The following is a 26,730-nucleotide window of genomic DNA, read 5'->3' as shown; positions in this document are numbered from 1 at the left end:
ACATTGAAGTGGTGTGCCTCTTGAAGGGAGGATATACTGGTAGAATCCTCTACGTTAATTTAACTGATGAGAGGATACGCGTGGAATCTATTGATGAGGAAGCAGCTAGGAAGTATATTGGAGGAAAAGGCTACGCGCTACACGTATTCTACAAGAAGTACCTGAAGGAGTATATGAGTAAAGGTATTGCACCACGCGATATTGACCCCCTGGGCCCTGAAAACGTATTAGCCTTTACAACTGGGCCTATAACAGGCATTGCGGGGGCTCCAGCACCTGGGAGATACCATGTTATGGCGTTAAGAAGCCCTCTCACAGGCTCGGTGGGCAGTGCTAACAGCGGTGGTGAGTTCGGCCCCTACCTGAAGTTTGCTGGATATGATATGATCTTTATTGAGGGGCAGGCTGAGAGACCCGTTTACATTGAGATAGTGGAAGGACATGTAGACATCAAGAATGCCGGCGACCTATGGGGGTTAAATACGTTTGATACAACACGCATACTCACAAGGAGAATAGGCCACAAGAATACCAGTGTTGCGTGTATAGGTCCCGCTGGAGAGAACCAGGTTCTTATAGCATCAATAATTAACGACGAGCATAGAGCAGCTGGAAGAACAGGTCTTGGAGCTGTAATGGGATCTAAGAAGCTTAAAGCGATTGTAGTAGCGGGAAGCCAGCAGCCAGCTGTAGCTGAACCAGAGGAGTACAAGAAGCTCTCTATTGAGCTAATCGAGAGGCTGCGGAAGAATCCTGTGACAGGTGAAGCCCTACCCAAGTATGGTACCGCTGTCTTAGTTAATATAATAAACCAGGTTGGCGGGTTACCATTCAAGAACTGGCAGAGCGGCTATAATCCTGAAGCCGATAAGATTAGTGGTGAAACACTGGCTGCCAAGTATCTTATAAAGCGTAGGCCGTGCTGGGGGTGCCAGATAGGTTGTGGGAGAGTCTCCAGTGTTAAATTCGGGCCTTACCAGATACTCTACACTGAGGGACCTGAATACGAATCGATATGGGCTCTAGGGAATGATACAGGAGTAGTAGACTTAGAGGCTATTATTAAAGCCAACCACCTCTGCGATGAACTAGGCTTAGATACTATAAGCATGGGTTCTACGATTGCAACCGCCATGGAGCTCTACGAGAAGGGGCTGATACCTGAAGAAGACTTGGAAGGCATGGATCTAAGATTCGGCAACCCAGCAGCACTAGTAGAAGCCGTGTGGAGAACAGCCTATAAGAGTGGTTTTGGAGCCAAGCTAGCACTAGGTAGCAAGAGGCTTGCCGAAATGTACGGTGCACCAGAGTTAAGCATGAGCGTTAAAGGATTAGAGATGCCAGCATACGATCCAAGAGCGATTAAGGGCATTGGATTAACCTATGCTACAGCGAATAGAGGTGGATGCCACGTCACAGGTTACACTGTGTCATCAGAGGTCCTCGGGATACCGGAGAAAACTGACCCGCTTACACCTGCAGGGAAAGCTAGGCTAGCTAAGTTATTCCAGGATCTCACAGCTGTTGTTAACTCGGCTGTCAACTGCCTCTTCACGACATTTGAGATTAACGCTGAAGACTACGCTAGACTCTTCAACACTATAGCTGGATTCAACTTCACATCGAAGGATGTCTTAACAATTGGTGAGAGAATATACAACCTGGAGAGATACATCATGTCGCTTTATGGCTTCTCAGCTAAGGATGATATACTACCCCCCAGGCTGCTAAGAGAACCCATGCCTGAAGGCCCTGCTAAAGGCCACGTGGTTGAACTAGACGTTATGCTAAAAGAGTACTATGAGCTGAGAGGCTGGGTAAACGGGGTTCCAACAAAAGAGAAGCTGAGAGAGCTGGGCATAGAACTTTAAACTTAAATCTTTTTATAAGTCATTCTCAACCAGGGGAGGTCCTTGATTAAAGTTAAAATATTGTTGTTTGCGACGCTAAGAGAGAAGTATGGTGTAAGCCAACTTGAAGTAGAATTAGAGAAAGGGGATTTCAAGGAGGCAATCCATAAAGCTAGCATGATTCTCGGTAGAGACTTTCTCAGCGAAGTCTTTTCAGGCGATAGCTATCGAAGCGACAGGTTGATCCTAGTTAACGGAAGACATATACAATTCATTAAAGATCTTAAGCTAAACGACGGGGATACTATAGCTATATTTCCTCCAGCAGCAGGAGGTAGTTGAAGAGCCTGATGAAATCCTTCTCCATGGAGAACTCTAATACTATTTCTACGCGCGGTAAGTGAAGCTTAAATAGTTTAAGTGAAGCTTAAATAGTTATGGTAGTTAGGCTTATACCTGGGTTTACAGGTGTAGATGAATTGTACAAGATACTAGGGCGTAGTACCATAGGTAGAGGCCGCTTAGGCAAGTATCTCGTCGAGTACAGCCTACCGTGGCCACGTGAAGCCAGAAGAGTATACCTTATCGGAGTATTCTCTGGATGGTTTCCAGGACACTTAAGGTTAAGCAGAGAAGGCTCTCGTGGTAGAATAATCTTAAAGCTATGGCCCGGTGTATACCCTTACGGCTACTCCATTGAGGGAAGGGATATAATCCCTGACCCGGAGAACAACGAGATCATCGAAGTAAGACCCTTCTACGACTGGCATGGGGTATTCAAGCTCTCTAAATCTATTGTTAAGCCATCAGATAATCCTCTCGAGGAAGTAGTCCACGATGAGGGGGATGAAGCATTTCTACATAGATTCCTTGATACACTCGTAGTTAGAATTAGAACACCTAGATTGATCGAGGAGCCCAGGCTCGTAGCTTGGAGAGGCGAGGAGTTTAAAGCTGCTACGAGCTATGCTTTCGAGGATACCATTATATACGAGTATCATCTACCATTCATCGAGAATAATGTATACAGTTATAGATTTCTCGTGAGATTTCACGGCGAAGAATACTATTATGGTGATGAGGGAGTAGGCTATAATACAAGCCCCATCATAGTTCACTCAAGAAGTATACCGGGAGCAGACCGTTTAGAGTGGTACATGGGGACAGTATACTATCAGATATTCCCCGATAGCTTCGACAACGGGGATCCCGGGAACGATCCACCTACGAGGATCACGCGTACAGCTCCAAGAGAGCATGGCTACTATGGAGGGGATCTCCAAGGTATAATCCGTAGAGTAGATCATATAGCTGACCTGGGCGTAGAAGCCTTATATTTAACACCCATCTTCCAGGCAGGCTCGTACCACCGCTACGATATCAGCGACTTCACTAGTATAGATAGATATCTCGGCACAATCAACGACTTCGATGAACTTGTTAGAAGACTCCACGAGAGGAACATTAAGGTTGTCCTGGATATAACACTACACCACACTGGAGTATGCTTCCCTATGTTCATTAAAGCACTAGAAGAAGGGCCGGGTTCAGCTTCATGGTCATGGTATCTCTTCAGGGATACACCTTCAAGAGAGGATCTCCACCGAGTATCAAGGCTATTGAAGGAGGCCTGTAGAACCATGGATTACCGTGTCCTCGGGGAGCTGCTGAGGGAACTGAGAGAGAAGTATTCAAGCCCCTTCTACGAGTCCTTCTTCAACTTATGGCATATGCCTAAGTTAAACCACGAGAACCCTGAGGTACTCGAATACTTCACTAATATAACACGATTCTGGGTTGAGAGAGGAGTCGATGGATTCCGTATTGATGTTGCAATGGGGATATACCATGCATGGCTTAAACTATACTACGAGAAAATTAAAAGCATCTACAGAGAATTCCTGCTACTCGGCGAGTTAAACGACTACCCAGTCTACTACGCTGAATACTTTGACTCCTCCATGGATTACTACTGGAGGAAAATACTCCTAGAGAAAATCATAGATGAAAACCTACCTACCACTAAAATGCTGGAGGCTCTCGCCGTAGAGTATGGAGAGCTACCACACTATAAATCCATATCGCTCTATCACACCCTTGGAACACATGACACGCCAAGGATAATGAGCTACGTAAAAGGTGATATAGGAAAGATTAAATTACTCTACGCTCTACTCTTCACGCTTCCTGGTTCTCCTGCAGTCTACTATGGTGACGAGATAGGGATGGAGGGGGGTAGAGACCCGGATAACAGGAGACCCATGGAATGGGCTAGAGATAAATGGGTGATAGAAGTATACAGCTTCGTTAGAAGAATGATCGCAATTTATAAAGCGTGGAAGCCGCTAAGGCATGGTTTCTACAAGGCTCTAGTAATCAATGATGATGTCATCCTCGTTAGGAGGTGGTTTAAGAATGAGGAAGTATACTTGATCGCTAATCTCTCGGAGGAAAAGAAGACTGTGAGAATTGAAGGGGTGAAAGGCCGCTTCACTAATCTGCTCACAGGTGAAACTATAGATGTAGAGGATGAGTTGAATGTAGAGCTGGGAAGATATGGTTTTCTGCTGCTGGGTAGAGATAGCGGTTAATCCCTTACTACTTTATTACTACTCCTTTAACACTCTTAATCCATTCTGGTGTAACCTCCTCTATGAATGCTTTTGCAAGCTGGGATGCATTGTACAGGTCTTTTAAGTCTACTACTTCGACTGGACTATGAATGTATCTGGCTGGAATAGAGATCGTGCTTGCAGCAACCCCCTCTTTATTCAATGCTATTATAGATGCATCAGTTGTACCTCCTGAGATTACTTCAAGCTGATATGGTATCTTTCTCCTCTCAGCTATATTCACCAGGAACTCCACGACCTTGGGGTGGGATATGAGTCCAGTAGCATTTCTTCCATCAGCTATCTTTATCGCCGGCCCGTATCCAAGTCGAGTGAACCACTCGCTCTTCGAGACCCCTGGGACATCGCTGGCTATGGTTACATCTATTGCTAACGCTACATCAGGTGAAATACCATACGAGGATACCCTGGCGCCCTTTAATCCAACCTCTTCTTGAACTGTAGCGACAAAGTAGGCGTCGACTCCTGGTGTCTCAAGCATCTCGAGGGCTTTCAGCATGACTGCTACCCCAACTCTATCATCAAACGCCTTGCCGGTGATCCTGTCGCCACTTAACTCTGCAACTTCTCTGTCGAAGACTACGGTGTCTCCAACCCTTATACCCATCTTCTCTACTTCCTCTTTCGATGAAGCACCGACATCTACGAATAACTCTCTAATCTCTGGTATCTTCTGGGCTTCCTCGGGTTTCACGATGTGGGGAGGCTTTAAGCCTATAACACCCCTCCATGTTCTCCCATCCCTTGTCTTCACGACAACTCTCTGGTACAGTAGTGTTCTCTCGAGGACTCCACCTATAGGTACGACTCTGAGGAAGCCGTCATCCTCTATATGGGATACAAATAATCCTATCTCATCCATGTGGGCTGCCAGCATGATCCTCCCGGAATCACTTCTCCCTCTCCTATAGCCTACTACATTACCCCAGACATCTATCCAGAGCTTGTCTACATGAGGCTTCATTAACTCTACTACTAGGTCTCTAACAGAATCCTCTCTCCCGCTCGGTCCATGAATGCTTGTAAGCCTTCTAACTAGTTCAAGGTACTCGCTTCTCCAGCTCACGTTTTTCACCAGGATACTACTGAATACTCCAGGCAGTAAATAAATGCAGTGATTACGTTACACTTCTATCCGGGAATAAATCGTTCGCTAGCTTCTTCAAATCGAGGATTCTAGCATAGTTTGCTAGCTCCACTATATTATCACCTATAAGAGCCACCACCTCTCTCCTATCTAGACGGAATCCGTAGAGGATGAATGCTGAGTCAACCTCAGCGCTTAAAACTCCATTCCTGTAGCCTAGTAGACTTATGAGTTCAAGAAGTATCCTGTACTTAGCTAGATTTCCCCAGTACTTGCCTTCCTCCTGTAGTGTCTCACGTTGCCTTGGTAGTATCAGGCCGAGTAGCATGGCTTTAAATGAAAGCCTGCTTGGGCTAGTCTTATGCTTAGCTGTTAAATCCTCTATTTTCTCTACTGCTAGCTCATGTATACCGGATAGATAGGCTTCAATACTCTTCTTATCGCATTTCTCAGCGCTTACACTTCTAAAGCCTTCTGAGACTCCTAGGCTGACTTCTCTGGTACTGCTTTTAGAATTAAATGATAGGAGAAGCCTGTCTTCTACTCTAGCATTAGTGGAGTACTTGTGGAAGAAGCAGTCGAAACAGTAGAGTGTCGTGGAGTCTAGTGGCCTCACTAGGGCTGTTTCAACCCATATACACTGATAGAGATTTCTGCATTTAGCTAGAATCCTTCTACTCACACTTATATGACCCTTCAAGTCTAACCCTCACTTGTCAACACTTGCTAAGACTATCCTTATCTCTGTAATTAAACCTGGTACTCTAGGCTTAGTATACTAGAGGCTTAGTGAACGCTTAGATGTGGTCTCCCTGTGTTTTAATGGCTTCAATGAAAGCTGCTACTAGCCTTCTTACGCTCTCGCGTACTACTTCAGATACCTCGAGACCATAGTCGAGGCTCTGCGGTACTATTCCTATAATATATATCTCCTCAATGCCTGACTCGTGCATAAGCTTTAACAGTGTCTTCAAGGGGATGCTGTGGGTTGTAGCCAGCGAGTACTTTTCAAGTAAGGCATCCTCGCCTACAATAACTATCTCACCAGGCTTTGCATCCTCGTAGAGAACAGCGTCAACTATTATTATTCTTCTCGCTCCTTTCATTTCACTTAAACAGTTCTCAAGACCATACTCGCATTTAACGCACTCAACGCCTCTTGATGTAAGCTCGTCGCAGAGTAGAAGGCCGGCTTGATCATCCATTCGGAGAGGCGAGCCTAAACCAATAATTAGCGTAGAGCCTTCGAGAAGCCTGCGTAGAATTGAAGCGAGGTCTACGTTTTGATGAAAAAATTCATTTAGGTGCATTAGCGGCTCTCCTTAACAGATCCTCCCATACAGCGTCAACATACTCCTGGAACTGCTTTAAGAGCTCCTTGTTCTCCGGCTTCAATAAGTGCCTGAATCTACCCTGAACTTCAATGTACTTCTCTATGGGCTGCTTTAACGCTGGATTCCTAGCTATAGCGAGGCTTCTATCTGTTAACATGTATCCCTGCTGAGGCGTCCACTCCCATAGAGGGAAGTAGCATGTATCAACGGCTCTCCTCATAACCTCCACAGATATATCGGTTTCATGCCTCCACCCTCGGTCACAATCGCTTAATGCGTGTATGAATGCTGGCCCGTTTACTTCAAGGCCTTTCCTCACCTTCTTCATTAAATCCATCCAGTGGGCTGGTGTAGTGGTAGCTACGTAGGGTATTCTGTGGGCAACCATTATCTCGGCTATAGGCTTCTTCTGCTCAGGTTTACCTGGTATGACTTCACCTGCGGGGGATGTCGTGGTTGCTGCGAACCTAGGGGTTCCACCAGACCTCTGGATGCCAGTATTCATGTATGCTTCATTATCGTAGAGTATGTATAGCACGTCATGGCCTCTCTCAGCCATCCCGCTGAGAGCCTGGAAGCCTATGTCGAAGGTACCTCCGTCGCCAGCGAATACTACAACATCTACATGATCGTATGGAAGCCTCCCAGTTTTCTTCAAGGCTTTAATTGCTGCCTCGATGCCTCCAGCTACTGCAGCAGAGTTCTCGAAAGCTACGTGTATCCATGGGACAGCCCAGCTAGTGTAGGGGAATACTGTTGATGATACCTCTAGGCACCCGGTTGCATTAACAACTATTGTCGGTCCTCTGAAGGCGAAGCTCGCTAATTTTACTACTAGTGGTGCAGCACATCCAGCACATAATCTGTGTCCTGGGAGTAGTGCAGGCCTCTTCTGCTCAGCCATCTGCCTTAAATTGAATACTAGTGGTAGCTCACCCTTCCATCCCGGCTCGAATATCCATAGCTTGTAGGCTGGCTCTCCTTTCTTAACAGGGAATTCAGGTAGAGTTCTAACGGTCATGGCTACTCCCTCACCCCCAGATACCTTATCTTTCTTTCAATACGTTTCGCCTCGAGATCCCTCTTAACCTCCTCAATCATCTTGTAGATTAGTGATGGTGGTGTATCCCTCCCGCCGAGCCCGTAGATGTAGTTGACTAGCATTGGTCTTTCACTTAAATCGTAGAGGCTTGCAGCTACATCCTCGTATAGCGCGCTGAAGTTTCCTGGAGTAGCAGCTTTATCCATCACAGCAACTATCTTAGCGCCTGATAACACCTCAGCTATCTCGTTGTGGGGGAATGGCCTGAACATTCTAACCTTAACTAATCCTACCTTCTCCCCCTTCTCTCTGAGGCTTCTCACTACGCTTCTCACAGTTCCTGCTGTACTACCCATTACTACTACTGCTATATCAGCGTCCTCCATGCCGTATGTTTCAAGAATGCCGTCACCATACCTCCTGCCAGTTAGCTCGAACCACTCATCGTTTACTCTTCTGACGACTTCTGGTACTGCTTTCATTGCTTCAACCTGTTGAACCTTGTGCTCGAAGTAGTAGTCGTAGAGGTCTAGGGATCCGAATGTTAGCGGTCTTGCAGGGTTTAGAGCGAGGGGTACTTCTTCATCGAAGTAGTCTACTTTGACTTTAACGAGCTTTCTGGGGCCGCCGAGATAGTTGTAGACGTCTTCATCGGGTAGCATGTATATCTTCTCTAGGGTGTGGCTTAGGAAGAATCCATCGAGGTTCACGGCTACTGGTAGCTGAACGCTTGGATCCTCTGCTATCTTGAAGGCTTGTATTGTTGTATCGTAAGCTTCCTGCACGTTCTCCACGAACAGCTGTATCCAGCCTGAATCCCTCATAAGGTATGCGTCACTATGGTCGTTGTGGATGTTTATTGGTGCTGAGAGAGCCCTGTTAACTACAGCCATAACTATTGGTAGCCTCATTGCTGAGGCAATGTATACTATTTCAACCATTAAGGCTAATCCCTGCGAGGAGGTTGCTGTGAAGGCTCTTGCTCCAGCGGCTGCTGCACCCACGCACGCGCTCATAGCTGAGTGCTCGGACTCTACTGGTATGAACTCCGTGTGAACTAGCCCATCGAACACGAACTCCGAGTACTTCTCAACTATTATGGTCTGCGGTGTTATAGGGTATGCTGCAACAACATCTACATGGCTCTGCTTAACTGCATATGCTACGGCTTCATCACCGTTAACAAGCATTAAAGTCTGCTTCTCAAGTGGTATTCTAGGCTTAGAGACAGCTTTCACCATAGGCTTACACCTCGAACTCGGGAACCATGCTTATAGCTTTAACAGGGCATTCGTGAGCACATATCCCGCATCCCTTACAGTAGTCCAGGTTAACCTGGATCTTCTCGCCATCCCATACTATAGCCATGTCGGGGCAGTAGAGCCAGCATAGCATGCACTTAATGCACTTATCGTGGTCTACCACTGGTCTCAGTGCACGCCAGTCGCCTGTTTTAACATCCGTGGAGAGCCTGTATGCAACGCCACCCATTGGAAGACTTCTCCAGCCTCTAGGCTCACTCACATGCTACACCTCCACAGCCTCCTCGTAAGCTTTTCTTATCAGCTCTATGTTCTTCTCTGCGATAGAACCCTTAAACCTTAATCTTACAGCCTTCTCCACGCTCTCCCATTTAATAATATCTCCGAGCTTGAGGAGCCCTCCGATCATGGCGGTATTAGTTATGTTAGCTCTAAGTATCTCGAGAGCCAGCTTTGACGCAGGGATAGCAATAATCTTGTACTCTCCTCTCTCAACTCCAAGCCTCTTAAGCACCATGTCCTTATTACCCAGGTAGTTGGTTACTACCGCGCCACCCTTCTTCAACCCCTGCTTTACATCAGGGTAGAGTAGCGTGTGGTCGAGTACCACTACCACGTCAGGCTCGTATATCATGCTGTGATACTCAATCGGCTGGTCGCTTATCCTCGTGAAGGCTAGCATTGGAGCACCAGACCTTTCAGCACCGAATGCAGGGAAGCTTTGCACGTAGAGTCCCTCTAGTGCTGCAGCCATAGCAATCAAGTTGCTGGCTGTCCAGGCCCCCTGACCACCTCTCCCGTGCCAGCGGATCTCCACATGCATTTCCAATCCACCAGGCTTCACTATACCTGCTACAGTGAACGCCATTAATAAACGTAATCCTACACGATTAGAGTTAACTGGGAGAGCTGCTAGATGAAAGCGTATCTATTCCTGTAGAGGTAGTATACAGCTGCTGATAGCAGTATCATGCCGCTAATGCTTCCAGTAAGGTATAGGAGGAGTATCATGTAGATGAGGCCTACTGGTAGTCCAAGCTCTCCTGCTAGAGACAAGGCTTCTCCAGAATTAATTAGAGCGTAGATAGAGTAGTGGGCAGTCCATGAGAAAATAGCTAGAGGTAAGGGTATCGTGGAGAAAGCGAGCATTAAGCCTGTAGCTAGTCTTCTCCTTGTAAACATCATCGCTAAGACTGTGGGAAGCGCTAGAATTAATGCTGAAATTGCATAGGCTTGAGTGTAGGTGCCAGCTACTATGAAGAATATTATCATGCCGTAGAGGTAGGATCTATAACCTCTCCTAACATATTTGATTCTATCTGTAAAATCGTATGGAGCCATCCTGCACCATTTAACAAGCCTATTAATCTCGTTAACTACATCACTCGTTAATCCATTCTTCTCCATCTTAAAGTAGACTTCTCTAGCCTTAGAGTTAATTAATCTCGCTAACTCTACGTTATCAACGCTTATCTCTCCTAGCATGGATTCAAGGACTGAAGCAGCCTCTTCTATTTTAGCCTTCAATTTAACATTACCTAGCTTTCGATTAGCTGCAATCATCCTCATCAAGCTAACAGTATCCCTTAGTAATTTAATACTCTCCAAGAAACCACCCCGAAAATTTAAGGAAGATGCGGGGAAAAACTATTTGGAGGGTTTCTTCTTGCTCTCGAGGTGCTTCCAGATGCACCATGCCGTCCATATAATAATAGATAGCCAGCTGACTAGTAGGAAGATTAGTGCTGAAAGCTCCATTTGCATCACCTCTACTCGACAATAATTATCTTTCTGTTCTCAGCTAGCTCCTTAGCATACTTCTTTTTGAGAGCGTAGTAGGTTTCAATAGCTCCAATAATGAACATTATTATCACGGCAATTCTAGCTCCTATTATCCGTGGGTCAGCTACTGCAAAACGTCCCCTCAAGTAGTAGTCAACCATAGATCCTACTAGGAGTATGACGATATATATTGGTGTTATCGCTATTAGTATCCACTTGAACACCTCTGGAACTCTCACTAATGCACCATCGTGTAGTTCTCTCCACAGGTTGCTTGGTTTAAAGAGCCATACTCCTACTATTACATCAAATAATCCTAGTACTATTAGCACGAATGAGCCGACCCAGAAGTCGAGTTCATCGAAGTATGTAAGTGATGGGTCTAGTGCTATTGGTAATCCTAGCAGGAAGTACAATATGAATACTATTACTGAACCTATCTTTCTTTTAATACCTAGCTCCTCCTCGAACATTGCTACAAGATAGTTGTACATTGCTATCGCTGAAGTCCACCCTGCGAAGAATAGTAGGAGGAACCATAGGACTCCGAAGAACCTGCCAATACTTCCCATGGCCACGAATATGTTTGGTAGAGCCATGAATGCTAGCCCAAGAGAGCCAGCTTTAACTACTTCTGGACCGAGGTACGCGTAGGCTAGTGGTACTGCGATCGAGCCTCCGAGGACTACCTCAGCGAACTCGTTCAGCGATGTCATTGTCATTACGCCTAATGCTATATCCTCGCCTTTCTTAATGTATGAAGCATAATTCTGTATTATACCCATTCCAAGACTTAGAGTGAAGAATATCTGGCCGGTTGCAGCAAGTGTAACACTCCAGAAGTTCTTTGCAAGGTAGTCGAAGTCTGGTTTCCAAGCATACCAGAGCCCAGCCCACGTACTCCACTCGGGTTTTATTGGCGCGCCGAGAGTTATGGATCTCGCAGCTAGGATCACACCGAAGATGAATAGTAGTGGCATCATAATGAGATTGAAGAGCTCAATGCCTTTTGCAACACCTCTATATGCAGCTATAAATAATAGTATCATTGGTATAGCCCATGTAGCTAGAACCATGCCTATATTGTTGATATGACTCTCGAAGAATGCTACTGTATCAACCCCGTAGTATGCACCGGTGGCACTGTAGATAGTGTAGGCGGTCGTCCACCCTATCGCGTGAATGTAGTAGGAGTTTAATAGTGTTGTCACAGCGAATGCTAGCATTCCTCCTATTATACCGAAGATTATAGCTCTTCTCGGCTTCAATGTTTCTCTAGCCATTAAGTAGAACATAGGGCCTAACGTGCCATGCCCGTATTTACCGCCGTACCTGCCGGTAACCCATTCAACCCAGTTTAATGGAAGGCCAACTAGTAACAGTGCAACAAAGTATGGTATCATGAATGCTCCTCCACCATTTGCAGCCATAAGTCTCGGGAACCGCCAGAAGTTCCCTAATCCAATAGCATTCCCAGCCATTGATAATATCAATCCTACTCTAGTAGCCCACGTCTCCCTCTCTGCACTCATGTACCCTTCCCACTGATTGTAATACTATGACCAGGTATATATGTATTTTCTGCGTGTAATCCTTCGATTTAAGCCTATTCAGCAGTCGTAAACCGGGTAAATTGTTAACTAGAGTACATTAAGCTGATTGCTAGGAGATGTCGAAGAGGTATTCTACAAGTGTTAGGTTGGATACTAAAGTGTTTCTTAAAGCTTATGCTAGTTCTCGTAGATAGAGGTAACACACCATTTACTTGGGAGTAATCTATAGGTAGCCTTCTAAGAGTTAAATACCAGCCGGGAGGGATAGAAGATCTGGTCTCAGTGGTTTCATGCATTTGATTAAAAATTAAAAAAGTTAGTTAATGCACAGTTTAACCATGAGGATCCTATACTTGGGGCTCATGGAGTTTATAGCCGGCTAACTTAGCTATTAGTACTGAGCAAGCATTATCCCCGGATGCATTTATTGCTGTTCTTATAGCGTCTGTTAACGGGTCTATTACTAGCATTATACCTATCCCCTCTAATGGTAATCCCACTACTGAGAGCACGTAGGCGAGCATTATGGTTTCTCCACCTGGTATGGCTGCTGTGGCTACAGAACCTATTGTTGCTGCAACTACTGTCATAGCCAGCTGCCATGGTGTAAGATTTATGCCGAATAACTGTGCAATGAATAATGCACTTAGAGCCTGGTATAATGCTGTTCCATCCATGTTTACTGTGGCCCCGATAGGGAGAGTTATCTTGAATACTTCATCCGGGATCCCCATTCTCCTAGCTGCATCCATATTGAAGGGTAGTGTGGCGGCTGAGGAGCGCGTTGTGAACGCTATGAGGAAGGGGGTTGATTGAGCCTTAAAGTACTTGACTGGGTTTAACCCTCCAATAGCTACTATTATGGAGTATATAACGAAGAAGTGGAATAGAGTAAACGAGTACTGTACACCAAGAAACTTAGCGTAGGCTCCCAGCATCTTAGGTCCATAGGATATCATAAGCCAGGCAGCATAACCGAATACAGCTATAGGTGCATAGTACATTATAATTTGCACGGTTTTCACCATGAGGTCTGAGAGGAGCGAGAGAACTGAAGCAATTCTTCTACCAGGATCACCCATTAGTACTGCTGCAACACCGATGATCATTGCTAGTATTATCATGGTCATTGCTCCACCGACAGTTAGGAGGTTTGCGAAATCTAGCTGGAAGAATGAGAGGAGTAGCTCGGGTCCTGATGGAGGTGTTGGTGGCTTAAACCCAGCTGGCACTTGCAGCCCTACTCCAATGCCAGGCTGGAAGATTGATCCACCGAGGACACCCCAGTATGCGGCGAGCGCTGAAGTAATAATGTAGAGGAATAGCATCCATGCCAGGATCACGCCTAGCTGTCTTGCATTAGCTATAGTTGACGTGGCTGCTGCAATAGTGAAGAATATTAGTGGTGGAATAATTATCCTAATCAACCTAACGAATATATCTCCTAGAGCTTTCAGCCAGGATGCCGCCTCAGAGGAAACGTTGGCGGGGACAGTCTGAGTTATAATGTAACCTGAGGTTATTCCAGCCAGGAATGCCACCCCTATAACTATTAGAAACCTGTAGGGAGATTTCCCACTTCCCATGTACTTCACCTTAACAACTATATGATTGCTTCCATATCTTATAAGTTTTGTTATATAATAATTTAACATGCCCTGCCTTACCCCTCCATGTAAGCTTAGGTATCTGGATCTTGTAGGATACGAGGGTGAGGCTTAACATTCAGTATAGCTCGGCCTGGTGTAGTTTAGCCTAGTATCCTGAGGTATACTCCTAGGTCGTAGATGTTCTCGTAGATTCTTCTACGGGGATTGTATTTCGCGAATCCTAGTATCTCGTAGTCGCTGGAGTCTACTACTGCGACAATACTGTCTACGGGCTCATGCTTCTCAACTATGCTCTCTGGGAGTATGTCGTTGCCGTAGAGGAATGCTTTAACGCCTTTATCTCCTACTATTATGGTGGCTCTATACCCTTTTTCACGGAATATTCTATCTGCTAAAGTTATTGATGGAACTACTTCCCCTCTTACAACTATAGCTATCCATGAACTCATGTACAGTACTACTAGGTTCCTCTCGGTGAAGCCTGTGCTTGCTTCGTATACTATGCACGTGTTATTGATGCACGTGTATTCTAGTCTACCGCTGATATATCTCTCCAGTCTAGCATTAAACACCTCCTCTAGGATTCTGTAGAGTCTTGCAACTAGCTGCCTTCCAGCTACTCCTCTTCTAATCTTGATTTTACTCAAGCTTTAACCCTCTTAATCAAGCATGTTGTGAACCCGAATAAGCTGTGTCTATGAGGCCATACCCTCACGCACTTCTCGAATTCCTCTGGAAACTCCAGGTTCCTGTAGCTTGTTAACCACCCGCTATACTCGAATAGCTTGACAGAGGGTTCTACTATCACTATGTCCCCTCTCTTCTCGAGTATCCTGCTTACAACGTATTCATTCTCCTCGGGGGCTATACTACACGTAGAGTACGCTAGCACTCCATCTTCGTCTAGTGCATTAATCAAGCTGTCTAGAAGCTTAATCTCGCGTTTAACCATTACTGCTAGGTCAAGGATACTTGTCCGAGTCTTCCTGCCAGGGTCTACGGATATTCTACCTTCACCGCTACAGGGGGCGTCGAGTAGTATTCTCTTAAACTTTTTTCCTATCCTGCTAGGTAGCTTTACTGCGTCACTCCACGTGACAACCACGTTATCTAGCTTCATTCTCATAACATGCCCTATAAGTGATTTAAGCCTGTAGAGCACGTAGTCGTTAGCGTAGACGATGCCACCATCTCTCTCTTTAAGTATCTGTGCTATGAATGAGGTTTTACCGCCAGGTGCTGCACAAGCGTCTAGTACATCTCCTCTATACCCATCGCCTAGGAGGAGGATCACTGGTATCAAGCTGGTTGCATCCCTATGCACGTAGTAGTATCCCTTCAAGTACTCATGCGTGGAGCCTATACTCGGGCTTCCAGGCGCTTTAACAACCCAGAAGGATCCTGGAGCCCATGGGATCTCTTCTAGCTGGAAGCCCAGCTTCTCAAGTCTCCCTTTAAGCTCACTGGGCTGAATTAGCAGTGTGTTAGTTCTAACCACGGGTTTCACGGGTTTCGTGAAGGCTTCTAGGAGCTCGAGAGTCTCATTGTATCCAAGCATATCGATGTATCTTTGAATCATGTAGGGTAGGTAGCCGTATCTTAATGCTAGTTCAACAGCATTGCTGGATGGCTCGGTGTATATCTCCCTGTAGATATCGTACAGCTTTATACTCAAGTACTCGACCCCTCCATGGATTCGAGAAGACTCTTCATTATGCGGGCATTTGCTAGCATCCAGTGGTTATTATTGAAGAAGACGTAGGCTTTCTCGGGGTTCAACTCAGTTATCCTGCTAGCCACTTCTCTCAACTCTTCTACACTGTAGTCGTGAGCATACCAAGCTGTCCTTCCATGCATCCTCAAGTAGACTATTCTGTTGCACTCAACAATCCATGAAGCTATAGGTGAATCAACTGAGACTACTACTATACCATTTTCTCTACACCACTCTATAATTCTCTCATTAAAGCAGGATTTATTCCTGAATTCTACAGCCATTTTTAATCCTGTATTCGATGCTTCATGGAATCTAGTGATCCTTGCCAGGTTCTCACTGCTGCAGTTGAAACTAGGCGGCATCTGGAATAAGTAGAAGTCTATTACGCTCTCCATAGGCTTAAATAAATCATGGAATCTAAACCATGTATCCAGGGCTTCAGGACGCAGCTTTCTGAAGTGAGTTATCGACCTGTGAACCTTAATACTCCACTTTAATGCCCAGCCGCGTTTAACCCAGGAGGTAGCCTGGCTTCTATACGGGAATCTATAGAAGCTTGCATTAAGCTCCACGCTATTTAATCCGGATTCCTCTACATACCAGTCTAGTGATGCACCCTCATTCCAGTCGTAGAGCCAGCCGCTGGTGCCAACATAAATCTCCAAGAAAAACCCCTGTTTCCCGGAATCATGGTTTAAGTGGTTTTTAGACGCCGAGAGCTAGCAGGAGGCGTGTTGCAGTAAACGTGAGGATCATAGCTATAGTGAAACCTATGTACCAGTATGCTAGAATCCTCGTGAAGAGACCTGTATTCACCTTTGAGACTCCTCTCGCAAAGCCGACCCCCATTATTGAGCCTACTATAATGCCAACCATGCTGCTTGGGAGGCCTAGCCTTGTCACTATTAGTGTGGCCTGAGCTCCTGCTATGTTAGCTATAAGCGCTGACTCAGGGCTTAACAGCGTGATCTCCTCGCCTATAGTTCTAGCAACACTAATACCCCACATGAGGACACCCATACTGATCCCAAGGGAGGAGTAGGCGAGTATCAAAAGCATCCTATTAGAGTACTCCGAGCCCGTTGACTCGAGGATGACCATTAATGGGGCTGACGCGTTGGCTACATCATGGCCTCCATGCGTGAAAGCCAGTATTGAAGATGATGCTAGAAGCATCTTATTGTTAAACCTGGAGACGAAGTCCTCGAGGTCTTCTCTCGCCTCTACTCTGCTACTGGTAGCTCTACGGGTATACAGGATTACTAGTAGCGGTGGTACAGCTATAATGGCCATTATAGTTGATGAGAGAGCTATATTCCCGACGAGCTCGCTGGGTATAGCCATGTAGACTGCTGAAATAGTGAATACCGTGTAGAGAAGTAGAAGAGGGATAACTGTTCTAACATATATATTTCTCCTTGAGCGGAGAAACGCGTAGAGCTTGTAGTAGAGGAAGCCGGCTGCGGTACCAGTGAAAGGTATTATAATCCAGAGTACCAGGAGACCGGCGAGTAGAGCTAGATTGAGGGATTCAGGTTTTACTGCTAAAGCTACTCCTGAAAGAGCTCCGACGACAACTATACTGATACTGAAAGGTATGTGGATTCTCGTTGCAGTGTAAACGATCATAAAGGATGTAAATAACGCTATAGTGAAACCTGGGGCTATGATTGTAGGCTGCACCTCGGATGTATTAATTAGGGTGGAGGTAAGTGTTGTAGAGATGTAATGCCCGTACACTAACCCCCCGATTAACTCGAAGACTGCTGCTACTAGTAGAGCTTTCCGTACATCTAGAGCTTTTACGCCTATAAGAGTGCCTATGCTGTTAGCAGCATTATTAGCTCCATCAATCCATGCGAGCATAAATGCCCCGATGAAGCCTGCTAAAGCAATGATATTCATGGTAAATCACCAGCTGAAACCGGTACTCCTCCATTAACTGCTAGAGCTGGAATTTAAACTTTATAGTATTGTAATACTGGTATCTCAGAGCTTACAGCTCACATATACCTGTATTACATATATATACGCTACTGTAAATCTGTATACTCCGGTTAGAATAGGTGTTATCCATGACTACACCCCGCGTGGAGTTAGAGTTGATCACCAGAGAGAACAAGAAGTACAGAGTTAACGTCATAGTAGATAGATGCAAGGAGTGTGGTATATGCATAGCTGTATGCCCCACGAAGGTCCTCGTTAAATCCAGCCTCCTCAACAAATATGGCTACTATCCACCTGAGCCAGCCAACATGGAGAAGTGTATAGGCTGCAGGCTCTGTGAGTTCAACTGCCCGGACTTCGCTATATTCGTGGAGGCTGTCCAGTAATGAAGCTCACCTTTGCATCCGGCAATATGGCTATAGCAGAGGCCGCTATGACTGCTGGGCTAAGAGTGTACGCTGGGTATCCTATAACCCCAAGCTCTGATATAATGGAGTATCTTGCCGAACACCTCCCTAAGAGAGGGGGTATTGTCATTCAGATGGAGGATGAAATTGCGTCAATAAATACTATAATAGGGGCATCCTGGGCTGGAGCTAAAGCTATGACTGCTACATCCGGCCCAGGCTTCTCTCTAATGGCTGAGGGGATTGGGCTGGCTGTTATGACTGAGACACCCATAGTAGTTGTAAATGTCATGAGAGCTGGGCCTAGCACCGGAGTCCCCACTAAAACCACGCAGGCAGATGTATTCCAAGTCAGATGGCCGGCGCACGGAGACTACGTTATTCCAAGCTACGCGCCGTGGAGTGTCCAGGAAGCTTATGATCTAACAATTAAAGCATTCAATACAGCTGAGAAACTGCGAACACCAGTGATACTCTTAAGTGATGCTGTCATCGCTCACTTATGGGAGCCTTTAAGAATATATGAGAGAGGGGAGGTAGAAATCGTTGAGAGAAAGAAGCCTTCAAGCAGAGAAGGCTACAAGCCATACATGCCTGACGACGACTTAATCCCCCCAATGGCCGTCTTCGGTGAGGGATTCAGAGTACTGGCTGAATCACTAACCCACGATGAGAGAGGCTACTATGCTCCATCAACCCAGTACCATAAGAATACTGCTTTAAGGTTGACATCTAAGATCATCAAGCATCTCGACTTCGTTTTCGAGCAGGAGGAATACATGCTGGATGACGCTGAAGTAGCCTTAGTCTCATACGGTTCGACTGCTCGGTCAACCTATGCAGCTATGAGAGAGCTGAGGAGAAAGGGTGTTAGAGCAGGACTTCTACGGTTAAAGACCCTTTGGCCTCTCAATGAGGAGAAGATACTGAATAGCGTTAAAGCTAAGAGAGTCATTGTTGTAGAAAATAACATAGGGAAATTATACCTAGATATGAAGAGGATTTTCAGGGATAGAGAGGTCTACCCGGCTCCAGTGATAAACCTAGAGCTACCCACAGTGAGAGAAGTCTTAGAGGCTGTAGAGCCATGGCTGTAGCCTCCAGGTACATTCATCCTCTAGATAAGCATTTAAGAGTTGATAGAATACCAACATTATTCTGCCCGGGGTGCGGGCTGGGTATAGCGCTAGGAGCTATGCTGAGAGCTCTTGACAGGAGGATTAATGAAGGTGTAGTAAACCGGGATAAAGTTGTATGGGTTGGAGGCATAGGGTGTGCTGCTAGACTATCATTCTATGTTAACTACGACTCAGCGCACGTCCTCCACGGGAGAGCTATACCTTTCGCAACAGGAGTAAAGCTAGCTAACCCAGATCTCACTGTAATAGTTGTAGGAGGTGATGGCGATATAGCCGGGATAGGCGGGAACCACATCCTTCATGCTGCTAGAAGAAACATGGATTTAATCACAGTAATGCTCACAAACTTCGTTTATGCTATGACAGGAGGTCAGATGGCTCCCACCACGCCTCTAGGGGTTAGAACGACAACCACACCCTACGGGAACCCGGAGCCACCTTTAAATATCGTGAAGGTTGTAGCATCACTCAACGCTAACTACGTTGCTAGAGCAAGCGTTACACTACCCCACTACATCGAGCAGTTCTTCTATAAGGCTTTAGGCATGAAGGGGTTTAGATTCATCGAGGTGATCAGCACGTGCCCGGAAGTCTATGGAAGACACATAGGCTTGAGGAACCCTGTTGAAATGTACAATGAGTTGAAGAAGAAAGTTAAGTACAAGCCTAATCCAACCATTGATGAAGCCGATATAGACTGGAATACAGGTATTGTGGTAGGTGAATTCCTGGTGAGAGATAATCCATCATACCTGGAGAGGCAGGGTGTTGTAAAGTGAAACGGGAGATACTTATAGTGGGGAGAGGAGGCCAAGGCGTGCTACTCTTGGGAAGACTGCTAGGATTAGCAGCTAGCAAGTACGCTGGACTATATGCAGTGGCAACCGAGACATATGCCTCCGAGATCAGGGGTGGGGAAAGCAGGTCTGATGTAGTCGTAGGAGACTCTATACATGATATAGACTACGTGAAGGTTCAATCAGCTGATATAGCTGTCTTCATGTACCCGTATAGGGTGGAAGAATACATTAAGCTACTGAAGCCATCCTCAATCGTATTTATTGATGAAGAGTACGTTGAACCCAGGTTATTCGGAGGCTACAAGCTGTACTCACACAGGTATAGTGAGCTAGCTGAAGTCAAGCTAGCTACTAGAAGAGTCGCTAACATAATTATAGCCGGCCACATAGTAAAGGTGAGCAGGCTACTCGACCTAGAGCACTTGAAGAAAACTATAGTCGAGCTAGTACCCGAGAAATGGCATCAAATAAACATTAAGGCACTCGAGCTAGGCTACTCTCTACCAGCCTAGAGTAGAAGGAGTGGACCGGCCGGGACTTGAACCCGGGTCCTCCGCCTTGCGAGGGCGGCGCTCTTCCAGGCTGAGCTACCGGCCCACCACTCTACTACCAGCATTAACATCAGCCTTTAAATTCTTACATCTAAAAGCCTTACATTCTTTTACTGGGATGTAAGTTAAGCATAAAAATAGCCTCTAGCTCCTGCTACTAGCATTGATTCACATGGGGGTAAGAGATGTCTGAGTGGAGTGAGCTCATCAACGCTATTGCCAGCTGCAGAAAGTGCAGGCTGAGCGAGTATAGGAGGAATCCAGTTCCAGGTGAAGGAAACCCTAACAGTAAGATCATGTTTATTGGTGAAGCTCCAGGTGAAAAAGAAGATGAAGTGGGGAGGCCTTTTGTAGGGCCCGCCGGCAGGCTTCTCACAGAGCTCATTGAGTCCATAGGGTTTAAGCGGGAAGACGTCTACATAACTAATATTGTTAAATGCAGGCCCCCGGGAAACAGGGATCCCGAGGAAGATGAAATTGAAGCATGCCTCCCATACCTGATCAAGCAGATCGAGTTAATCAAGCCTAAACTGATAGTAGCACTTGGTAGGCATGCAGCTAGAACTTTATTCAGGATTGCAGGGCTTAAATGGTCTAACATGAGTGAAATGCACGGCAAGCCTTATAGTGCCCGTATAGCAGGCTTACACGTGTTTATAGTGCCTACATTCCATCCTGCCGCAGCCCTCTATAATCCAGGCTTAAAGAGCACTCTTGAAGAAGACTTTAAGACCACGATAAAAAGGTATGCAGAGTACTCGCTAAAACCTGGCGGGAGAACAATTCTAGACTTCGCGGAGGATTCAGCTAAGCATAAGCGCTAATACTAGAGGAGAGGATACTGTTAGACGCGCAGCCTCCAAGAGCAGGTTTTTGAGGCCCTAAGTATTCCTCTCAGCGTAACACTGATCAATCATGGCCGCCTGGCTCATACTTGCCGGGTTCTCATCACTTCGATAGAATGTAATGTCTTTGGGGTTGAAAAATTTTGATCTTGTGGTTTATAACGGGGTATCATGAAACACTAGTAGTGGGATTGGTGTACTACTATGAGTGAGAGACAGAGTGATATGCCTTTAAGTCTACTTGCCGAGATTTTCGAGCGTGTTGAAGCCATATCATCTAGAATTCAGATGACAAACATGCTTGCATCACTATTTAAGCAGACACCTATAGAGATACTAGACCGCGTAGTGTACTTAATCCAGGGTAGACTATGGCCTGATTGGAAGGGGCTTCCCGAGCTAGGGGTAGGAGAGAAGCTGATAGTTAAGTCTATAGCTTTAGCAGTGAATACTAGTGAATCAGAAGTGGAGAGCTTAGCTAAGAGTGTAGGAGACCTTGGTAGAACAGCTGAGCAGTTGAAGGCCAGGGTTACCAGTAAGATGCCCCAGCATGTCACACTACTCAGTTTTACAAGGCAGCAGGCTGAAGGTTTAACTGTTAACAGAGTCTATGACACACTAGCTAGGATAGCTATGGCTCAAGGAGAAGGAAGCAAAGACTTGAAGATAAGGCTCCTAGCAGGGCTTTTAAGAGATGCTTCACCCAAGGAGGCTAAGTTCATTGTGAGGTTTGTTGAAGGACGCTTGAGAGTAGGTATAGGTGAAGCAACAATAATGGATGCCCTCGCTATAACCTACGGGGGTGGAGCGGCTGCAAGACAGGTAATCGAGAGAGCATACAATCTTAGAGCAGATCTAGGAGAGATAGCAGTATTACTAGCCTCTAAAGGCTTAGATTCCCTGAGAAACTTGAAGCCTGAGGTTGGGACTCCTATAAGGCCTATGCTGGCTGAAAGACTCAGCGAGCCTAGAGAAATACTCAGTAAGGTTGGCGGTGAAGCATTCGTAGAATACAAGTATGATGGTGAGAGAGCACAGATCCACAAGGAGGATAGTAGGGTACTAATATACTCTAGAAGGCTTGAGAATATAACCCACCAGTACCCTGATGTCGTGGAGATGGCTAGAAACAGCTTGAAGGCTAGGGAAGCAATAGTTGAAGGCGAGATAGTAGCATACGATCCTGAAACCGGCGAGTTAAAACCCTTCCAAGAGTTAATGCACAGGAAGAGAAAGCATGATATCCGTTCAGCAGTTAAAGAATATCCTGTCAAAGTATTCCTCTTCGACCTCCTATACTTGAATGGCGAGGACTATACTATGAAGCCGCTGCCCGAGAGGAGGAGGAAATTAGAGGAGATAGTGGAAGGATCAGAGAACTTCATGATCGCTGAGTACGTGAAGACGAGTAGCGTTGACAGGCTTGAAGAATTCTTCTTAAAGGCTGTAAGTGAGGGAGCTGAAGGAGTCATGGTTAAAGCAATCCATGATTCATCAATATACCAGGCTGGAACTAGAGGCTGGCTGTGGATTAAGTTCAAGCGTGATTATAGAAGTGAAATGATTGATACAGTAGACCTAGTCGTAGTGGGAGCCTTCTACGGGAAGGGGCGTAGAGGAGGAAAGTACGGTGCTCTTCTAATGGCTGCATACAATGAGGAGAAGGATGTCTTCGAGACGGTATGCAAGGTGGGCTCAGGCTTCTCGGATGAAGACCTTGATAAGCTACCGGAGATGCTTAAACCCTACTTAAGGGATAGAAGACATCCCCGTGTAGTAGCTAAAATGGAGCCTGATGTATGGGTTGAACCAGTATTTGTTGCTGAGATAATAGGAGCCGAGCTAACTCTTTCGCCAATACATACATGCGCGTACGGGAAGCTTAGAAGTGATGCAGGTATCTCTATAAGATTCCCGAGGTTCATACGGTGGAGAACAGATAAGAATCCGGAGGATGCTACTACTAGCTCGGAGCTAGTTGAAATGTACCAGAGGCAGTTAAAGAAGATCACTAGTGAAACTAAAAGCATGGAAGAACAGTAGTTGAAAATTCTTCATAAACCATGCCGGAGTTTCAGGAGTATATGGGAGCAAGTGATGGTGGTTGTCGCTGTATTTGTGGGTCCAGCTGGTTCAGGCAAGACTAGCCTTGTTAAATCCTATAGTGAGTGGGCTCGGAGAAACCTGCTTTTAAAGACAGCAATAGTGAATTTAGACCCGGGTGCTGAGGAGCTAGGCTATACTCCTACTCTCGATATAAGAGAGTTTTTCACGCTGAGAGATGTAATGGCTAAGTACGGTCTAGGACCTAATGGTGCCTTCGTGAAATCCTCAGAGCTACTACTTGATTACATTGACCTCATGCTAGCTAAGCCTCCCTTCTCCAACATGCATAAATGGGATCTTGTGCTAGTGGATACACCTGGACAGATGGAGGCATTTATATTCAGGCCTGCCGGCAACATCTTCCTCAGGCATATAGCTAGGCGTGGAAACACAGTACTAGCATATCTTATAGACGCTTCAACCGTAGAATCCGTTGCTGATGCTGTCACGCTCTGGTTCATCTACGTTCTCCTGCAAGTGAAGACGGGTTTAACTACAGTTCCCGTGGTCAGCAAAACAGATGCGGCCAGGAGACCTGAGATACTGCGATTAATAGTTGAAAACCCATCAGATCTGGTTAAGCTGGCATCTAGTGAGCACAGTTTTGCCGTTGAAATTATACCAGACCTACTTAACGTGGCTATGAAGACTAAGGGGCCATATAGAGCTGTTGAAGTATCGGTAGTCGAGAATAGAGGGTTTTACGAGCTACACTCTCTAATTCATGAAGCTTTCTGTGCTTGCGGAGATTTAACCTGAACTGAACCTTATTAAAGAATACCTGCTGCCAACAATATAAATGGTGGGGATAATATTTCTATGCAAGGATGCCGGCGGCTACAGGGGTTCCATGATGAGCCAGTGGATAACCTTAGAGACGGGTAGCCTGGTTTCACAGCTGGCTGTTATTTACGGCTTGATCCTGCTTCTAGCTGGAAGGTTTATCGTTAAGATCGCTGTATCTTTAGGCTTAGGCTTGATTGGAGGCTACATAGCCTATTTAAGTGCTATACATGCTGGCCTAGGATACACTGGGTCACTTGCAGTCTTCATCGTGGTTTCCATCCTGGTGACGCTGGTAGGCTGGTTTCTCTTCAGGATCACTATATCTCTGCTGGCATCTCTATCCATATGGCCTATTCTAGCGAATCTCCCCTTCATGCATCGCTTAGAGGTGCTCTCTATACTAGTCTTTATACTGCTATTCTTATTCTTCTATGTTGTTTCAGATATACTCGTAACATCTATTACAGTTATAGCCGGGCTAGCATTGATTTACGTGGGTTTATCCCGGCTTTCCAGTCCTCTACTGGCATTACTATTTATAGTTCTGCTCGTATCTCTCCGCATATACCTATATATTTCATTCAAGTGGTGAACCAATGAAGCTGTACAAGCCTAGAACATCAGTAAGCAAGTACTACACGGTTCTCTTCACGCTACCCCACTGGAGAACTCTTGCAGCTCTACTCGTAGTACTCTCTACTGTGCTCTTAATACTTCAAGGAGCAGGTGCTACGCCACTACTAGTGAATTCCATAATGCTTGTAATCGTATTGAGGATCTATGGGCTGCTTTATCCATCCACTGTATTCTACAAGTTGAAGAGAATACTTGGCCTCACACTAGTGGTACTACTGTATACTCTGCTGTACGATGTGGTGACAAAGGATTGGATTCTAGCTGTTACCGCGTCTTCTACTCTAGTGATAGCTGTGCTTCAAGGGCTTGATGGAACCAGGTGGTGGAGGTATATTATAGCGGTTTCACCAGCCTTTACATCAATAGCTATATCCTCCCTTGTAGTGGAGGAGCCGTTGGGTCTAGCTGTAAGTAGAGCTTCAATCCTTCTACTGCTATTCATAGTGCTAGACTACGTGATATACCTCGTGCTGAGTAGGCATAGGGTAAACAGTTTTAGTGCACCAGACCTCGGTACGCTGTACCTACAGAACTGGCTTGATAGGAAAAAAGATATAGAGAGAGTTTTTGAAGCCCTATCCACCTATGAGATCGTGCACCCGCAAGCCATATACCTGGATGACCTAGTGGTAGTCTACACGGACCTACACTACGGCCCGTTCTCTAATACTGGTAGCAGTGAGCTGCCAGGCGAGTTGAAGAAGCTATTGGGGAGGCTAGGCTATACAGCTATAACGCTACACGGATACGGGTTCCACGATAGAAATCTCGCTTCAAGCAGGTATCTTGCAGAGTACTTGAAGAGAGTTCAATCCATGATCCTCGACGCTGGGAGAGTGAGATTACAGTATCATGGCGCACTGAGACTGAGTGGAGAAGACAACTGGGAGATTCTAATGCTCGTCTTTGATAAGCTGATCCTGGCGTTTACTTCGAGACCTGGTAGGGGTATTGACGACCCACCATACTACGTGTACATGCGTTTTAACGCTACAGTGAAGAGAATGGGGTTAGGGAACCTCATTCTAGTTGACTCGCATAACTGGGAGAAGGAAGTAGAGCATGATATAAGAGCACTTGAAAACCTCCTTGAGGAAGCTTTAAATCAAGCTCTAGAATTGAAGAAGCTTCCACCCGTAGAAGTGTTATCAAGATACGTGTGCTTTAAGTCGAAGTCGCCAGGGTTGATCGAGGGGGATGCATGCCTGCTCGAAATAGCCGGGGAAGGGCGGGGGAGAGTAGTCCTCCTCTACCTTAGAGGAAACAATATGAAGCCAGGCCTCAGGGATCAACTGGTCAAGATTCTCAGGGAGCTGACTGGAGCCGACTACGTGGAGGTATTCACGAATGACGAGCATAGTGAAACCGGTACCAGAGCTACTCTAACCTATGTACCAGTACACGAGTCGCCAGAGCTTCTACGGGATCTAGAGGAAGCTGTAAGAGAGCTGGTATCAAAGCCCTATATGCGTGGAGCCTTCTACTCTTCAATGAGGTTTGATGCTAAAGTTATGGGTTACTCAGCACGCGTGCTCGAAGACCTGCTTAAGGAGACGTATATCGAGTCAACAGTACTCTTATTATCCTATGCTTTTCTTCTACCACTAGTAGCCTGGATGCTGGGATTCCACTAGCCTCAGGGT

26 protein-coding genes and 1 tRNA gene are annotated in these 26,730 nt (G+C 45.9%); 12 read left to right on the top strand and 15 right to left on the bottom strand.

The window, feature by feature from the left end:
• Nucleotides 1-20: 20 nt before the first annotated feature.
• From OWQ48_03400 to OWQ48_03390, 3 genes are all read left to right on the top strand, one after another.
• Nucleotides 21-1,871: an aldehyde ferredoxin oxidoreductase family protein gene (locus OWQ48_03400; protein ID MCY0868260.1), complete on the top strand. Its 1,851-nt coding sequence runs from the start codon at nt 21-23 to the stop codon at nt 1,869-1,871.
• A gap of 42 nt (nt 1,872-1,913) precedes the next feature.
• A complete protein-coding gene (locus OWQ48_03395; protein ID MCY0868259.1) occupies nt 1,914-2,192 on the top strand; it encodes a MoaD family protein in 279 nt (92 codons plus the stop codon).
• A 95-nt stretch (nt 2,193-2,287) separates the two neighbouring features.
• Nucleotides 2,288-4,441 carry an alpha-amylase family glycosyl hydrolase gene (locus tag OWQ48_03390; GenBank protein MCY0868258.1) on the top strand — a complete coding sequence of 718 codons (2,154 nt, stop codon included), beginning with the start codon at nt 2,288-2,290 and terminating at the stop codon, nt 4,439-4,441.
• A 7-nt stretch (nt 4,442-4,448) separates the two neighbouring features.
• Here OWQ48_03390 and OWQ48_03385 read toward each other — a convergent pair whose 3' ends face one another.
• The 14 genes from OWQ48_03385 to OWQ48_03320 form a co-directional block, all read right to left on the bottom strand.
• A complete protein-coding gene (locus tag OWQ48_03385; protein MCY0868257.1) occupies nt 4,449-5,549 on the bottom strand; it encodes a M42 family metallopeptidase in 1,101 nt (366 codons plus the stop codon).
• A 52-nt stretch (nt 5,550-5,601) separates the two neighbouring features.
• Complete coding sequence (locus OWQ48_03380; GenBank protein ID MCY0868256.1) at nt 5,602-6,270, bottom strand: hypothetical protein; 669 nt, start codon at nt 6,268-6,270, stop codon at nt 5,602-5,604.
• A gap of 97 nt (nt 6,271-6,367) precedes the next feature.
• Nucleotides 6,368-6,880, bottom strand: a complete 513-nt coding sequence (locus tag OWQ48_03375) for a hydrogenase maturation protease (protein ID MCY0868255.1) — start codon at nt 6,878-6,880, stop codon at nt 6,368-6,370.
• Nucleotides 6,867-7,925, bottom strand: a complete 1,059-nt coding sequence (locus OWQ48_03370) for a thiamine pyrophosphate-dependent enzyme (GenBank protein MCY0868254.1) — start codon at nt 7,923-7,925, stop codon at nt 6,867-6,869. The genes OWQ48_03375 and OWQ48_03370 overlap by 14 nt, the downstream gene beginning before the upstream one ends.
• 2 nt (nt 7,926-7,927) lie before the next feature.
• Nucleotides 7,928-9,187 carry a pyruvate ferredoxin oxidoreductase gene (gene porA / locus OWQ48_03365; protein ID MCY0868253.1) on the bottom strand — a complete coding sequence of 420 codons (1,260 nt, stop codon included), beginning with the start codon at nt 9,185-9,187 and terminating at the stop codon, nt 7,928-7,930.
• A gap of 4 nt (nt 9,188-9,191) precedes the next feature.
• Nucleotides 9,192-9,470: a 4Fe-4S binding protein gene (locus OWQ48_03360; GenBank protein ID MCY0868252.1), complete on the bottom strand. Its 279-nt coding sequence runs from the start codon at nt 9,468-9,470 to the stop codon at nt 9,192-9,194.
• A gap of 3 nt (nt 9,471-9,473) precedes the next feature.
• Nucleotides 9,474-10,031 (bottom strand): 2-oxoacid:acceptor oxidoreductase family protein, encoded by a 558-nt coding sequence (locus tag OWQ48_03355; protein ID MCY0868251.1) that lies wholly within the window; start codon nt 10,029-10,031, stop codon nt 9,474-9,476.
• 89 nt (nt 10,032-10,120) lie between these two features.
• Nucleotides 10,121-10,816, bottom strand: a complete 696-nt coding sequence (locus OWQ48_03350; GenBank protein ID MCY0868250.1) for an alpha-glucosidase — start codon at nt 10,814-10,816, stop codon at nt 10,121-10,123.
• A gap of 161 nt (nt 10,817-10,977) precedes the next feature.
• Nucleotides 10,978-12,522 carry a sodium-dependent transporter gene (locus OWQ48_03345; protein MCY0868249.1) on the bottom strand — a complete coding sequence of 515 codons (1,545 nt, stop codon included), beginning with the start codon at nt 12,520-12,522 and terminating at the stop codon, nt 10,978-10,980.
• Between the two features lie 368 nt (nt 12,523-12,890).
• Entirely contained in the window at nt 12,891-14,129 is a 1,239-nt protein-coding gene (locus tag OWQ48_03340; protein ID MCY0868248.1) for a dicarboxylate/amino acid:cation symporter, read from the bottom strand.
• A 164-nt stretch (nt 14,130-14,293) separates the two neighbouring features.
• Entirely contained in the window at nt 14,294-14,800 is a 507-nt protein-coding gene (locus tag OWQ48_03335; GenBank protein MCY0868247.1) for a hypothetical protein, read from the bottom strand.
• The gene (locus OWQ48_03330; GenBank protein MCY0868246.1) at nt 14,797-15,822 is read right to left on the bottom strand and encodes an RsmB/NOP family class I SAM-dependent RNA methyltransferase; all 1,026 of its coding nucleotides are present in this window, start codon (nt 15,820-15,822) and stop codon (nt 14,797-14,799) included. Before OWQ48_03330 ends, OWQ48_03335 begins: the two co-directional genes overlap by 4 nt.
• A gap of 2 nt (nt 15,823-15,824) precedes the next feature.
• The gene (locus OWQ48_03325) at nt 15,825-16,535 is read right to left on the bottom strand and encodes a DUF72 domain-containing protein (GenBank protein MCY0868245.1); all 711 of its coding nucleotides are present in this window, start codon (nt 16,533-16,535) and stop codon (nt 15,825-15,827) included.
• Nucleotides 16,536-16,575: 40 nt separating this feature from the next.
• Nucleotides 16,576-17,775, bottom strand: coding sequence for an inorganic phosphate transporter (locus tag OWQ48_03320; protein MCY0868244.1), 1,200 nt, complete (start codon nt 17,773-17,775; stop codon nt 16,576-16,578).
• Between the two features lie 170 nt (nt 17,776-17,945).
• On the opposite strand from OWQ48_03320, the gene OWQ48_03315 reads away from it, so the two are divergent.
• From OWQ48_03315 to OWQ48_03300, 4 genes are read left to right on the top strand one after another with little or no spacing between them, the layout of a single operon-like run.
• On the top strand, nt 17,946-18,203 hold the full coding sequence (locus OWQ48_03315) for a 4Fe-4S dicluster domain-containing protein (GenBank protein ID MCY0868243.1): 258 nt from the start codon (nt 17,946-17,948) through the stop codon (nt 18,201-18,203).
• On the top strand, nt 18,203-19,321 hold the full coding sequence (locus OWQ48_03310; protein ID MCY0868242.1) for a 2-oxoacid:acceptor oxidoreductase subunit alpha: 1,119 nt from the start codon (nt 18,203-18,205) through the stop codon (nt 19,319-19,321). Before OWQ48_03315 ends, OWQ48_03310 begins: the two co-directional genes overlap by 1 nt.
• Complete coding sequence (locus OWQ48_03305; protein MCY0868241.1) at nt 19,312-20,142, top strand: thiamine pyrophosphate-dependent enzyme; 831 nt, start codon at nt 19,312-19,314, stop codon at nt 20,140-20,142. Before OWQ48_03310 ends, OWQ48_03305 begins: the two co-directional genes overlap by 10 nt.
• Entirely contained in the window at nt 20,139-20,675 is a 537-nt protein-coding gene (locus tag OWQ48_03300) for a 2-oxoacid:acceptor oxidoreductase family protein (GenBank protein ID MCY0868240.1), read from the top strand. The genes OWQ48_03305 and OWQ48_03300 overlap by 4 nt, the downstream gene beginning before the upstream one ends.
• 11 nt (nt 20,676-20,686) lie before the next feature.
• On the opposite strand, the gene OWQ48_03295 is transcribed toward OWQ48_03300, so the two are convergent.
• A tRNA-Ala gene (locus OWQ48_03295) sits at nt 20,687-20,760 on the bottom strand.
• Between the two features lie 139 nt (nt 20,761-20,899).
• On the opposite strand from OWQ48_03295, the gene udg reads away from it, so the two are divergent.
• From udg to OWQ48_03270, 5 genes are all read left to right on the top strand, one after another.
• The gene (gene udg, locus OWQ48_03290; protein ID MCY0868239.1) at nt 20,900-21,538 is read left to right on the top strand and encodes a type-4 uracil-DNA glycosylase; all 639 of its coding nucleotides are present in this window, start codon (nt 20,900-20,902) and stop codon (nt 21,536-21,538) included.
• A gap of 225 nt (nt 21,539-21,763) precedes the next feature.
• Nucleotides 21,764-23,602: an ATP-dependent DNA ligase gene (locus OWQ48_03285; GenBank protein ID MCY0868238.1), complete on the top strand. Its 1,839-nt coding sequence runs from the start codon at nt 21,764-21,766 to the stop codon at nt 23,600-23,602.
• Between the two features lie 54 nt (nt 23,603-23,656).
• Nucleotides 23,657-24,424 (top strand): ATP/GTP-binding protein, encoded by a 768-nt coding sequence (locus OWQ48_03280; GenBank protein ID MCY0868237.1) that lies wholly within the window; start codon nt 23,657-23,659, stop codon nt 24,422-24,424.
• A 40-nt stretch (nt 24,425-24,464) separates the two neighbouring features.
• Nucleotides 24,465-25,043 carry a glycosyltransferase gene (locus OWQ48_03275; GenBank protein MCY0868236.1) on the top strand — a complete coding sequence of 193 codons (579 nt, stop codon included), beginning with the start codon at nt 24,465-24,467 and terminating at the stop codon, nt 25,041-25,043.
• Between the two features lie 4 nt (nt 25,044-25,047).
• Nucleotides 25,048-26,721: a DUF2070 family protein gene (locus tag OWQ48_03270; GenBank protein ID MCY0868235.1), complete on the top strand. Its 1,674-nt coding sequence runs from the start codon at nt 25,048-25,050 to the stop codon at nt 26,719-26,721.
• Nucleotides 26,722-26,730: the final 9 nt, after the last annotated feature.

The organism is Desulfurococcus sp., from assembly GCA_026626905.1.
Lineage (GTDB): Archaea > Thermoproteota > Thermoprotei_A > Sulfolobales > Desulfurococcaceae > Desulfurococcus.
The sequence above is the reverse complement of the archived record's forward strand: the minus strand, read 5'-3'. Positions and strand labels throughout refer to the sequence as shown.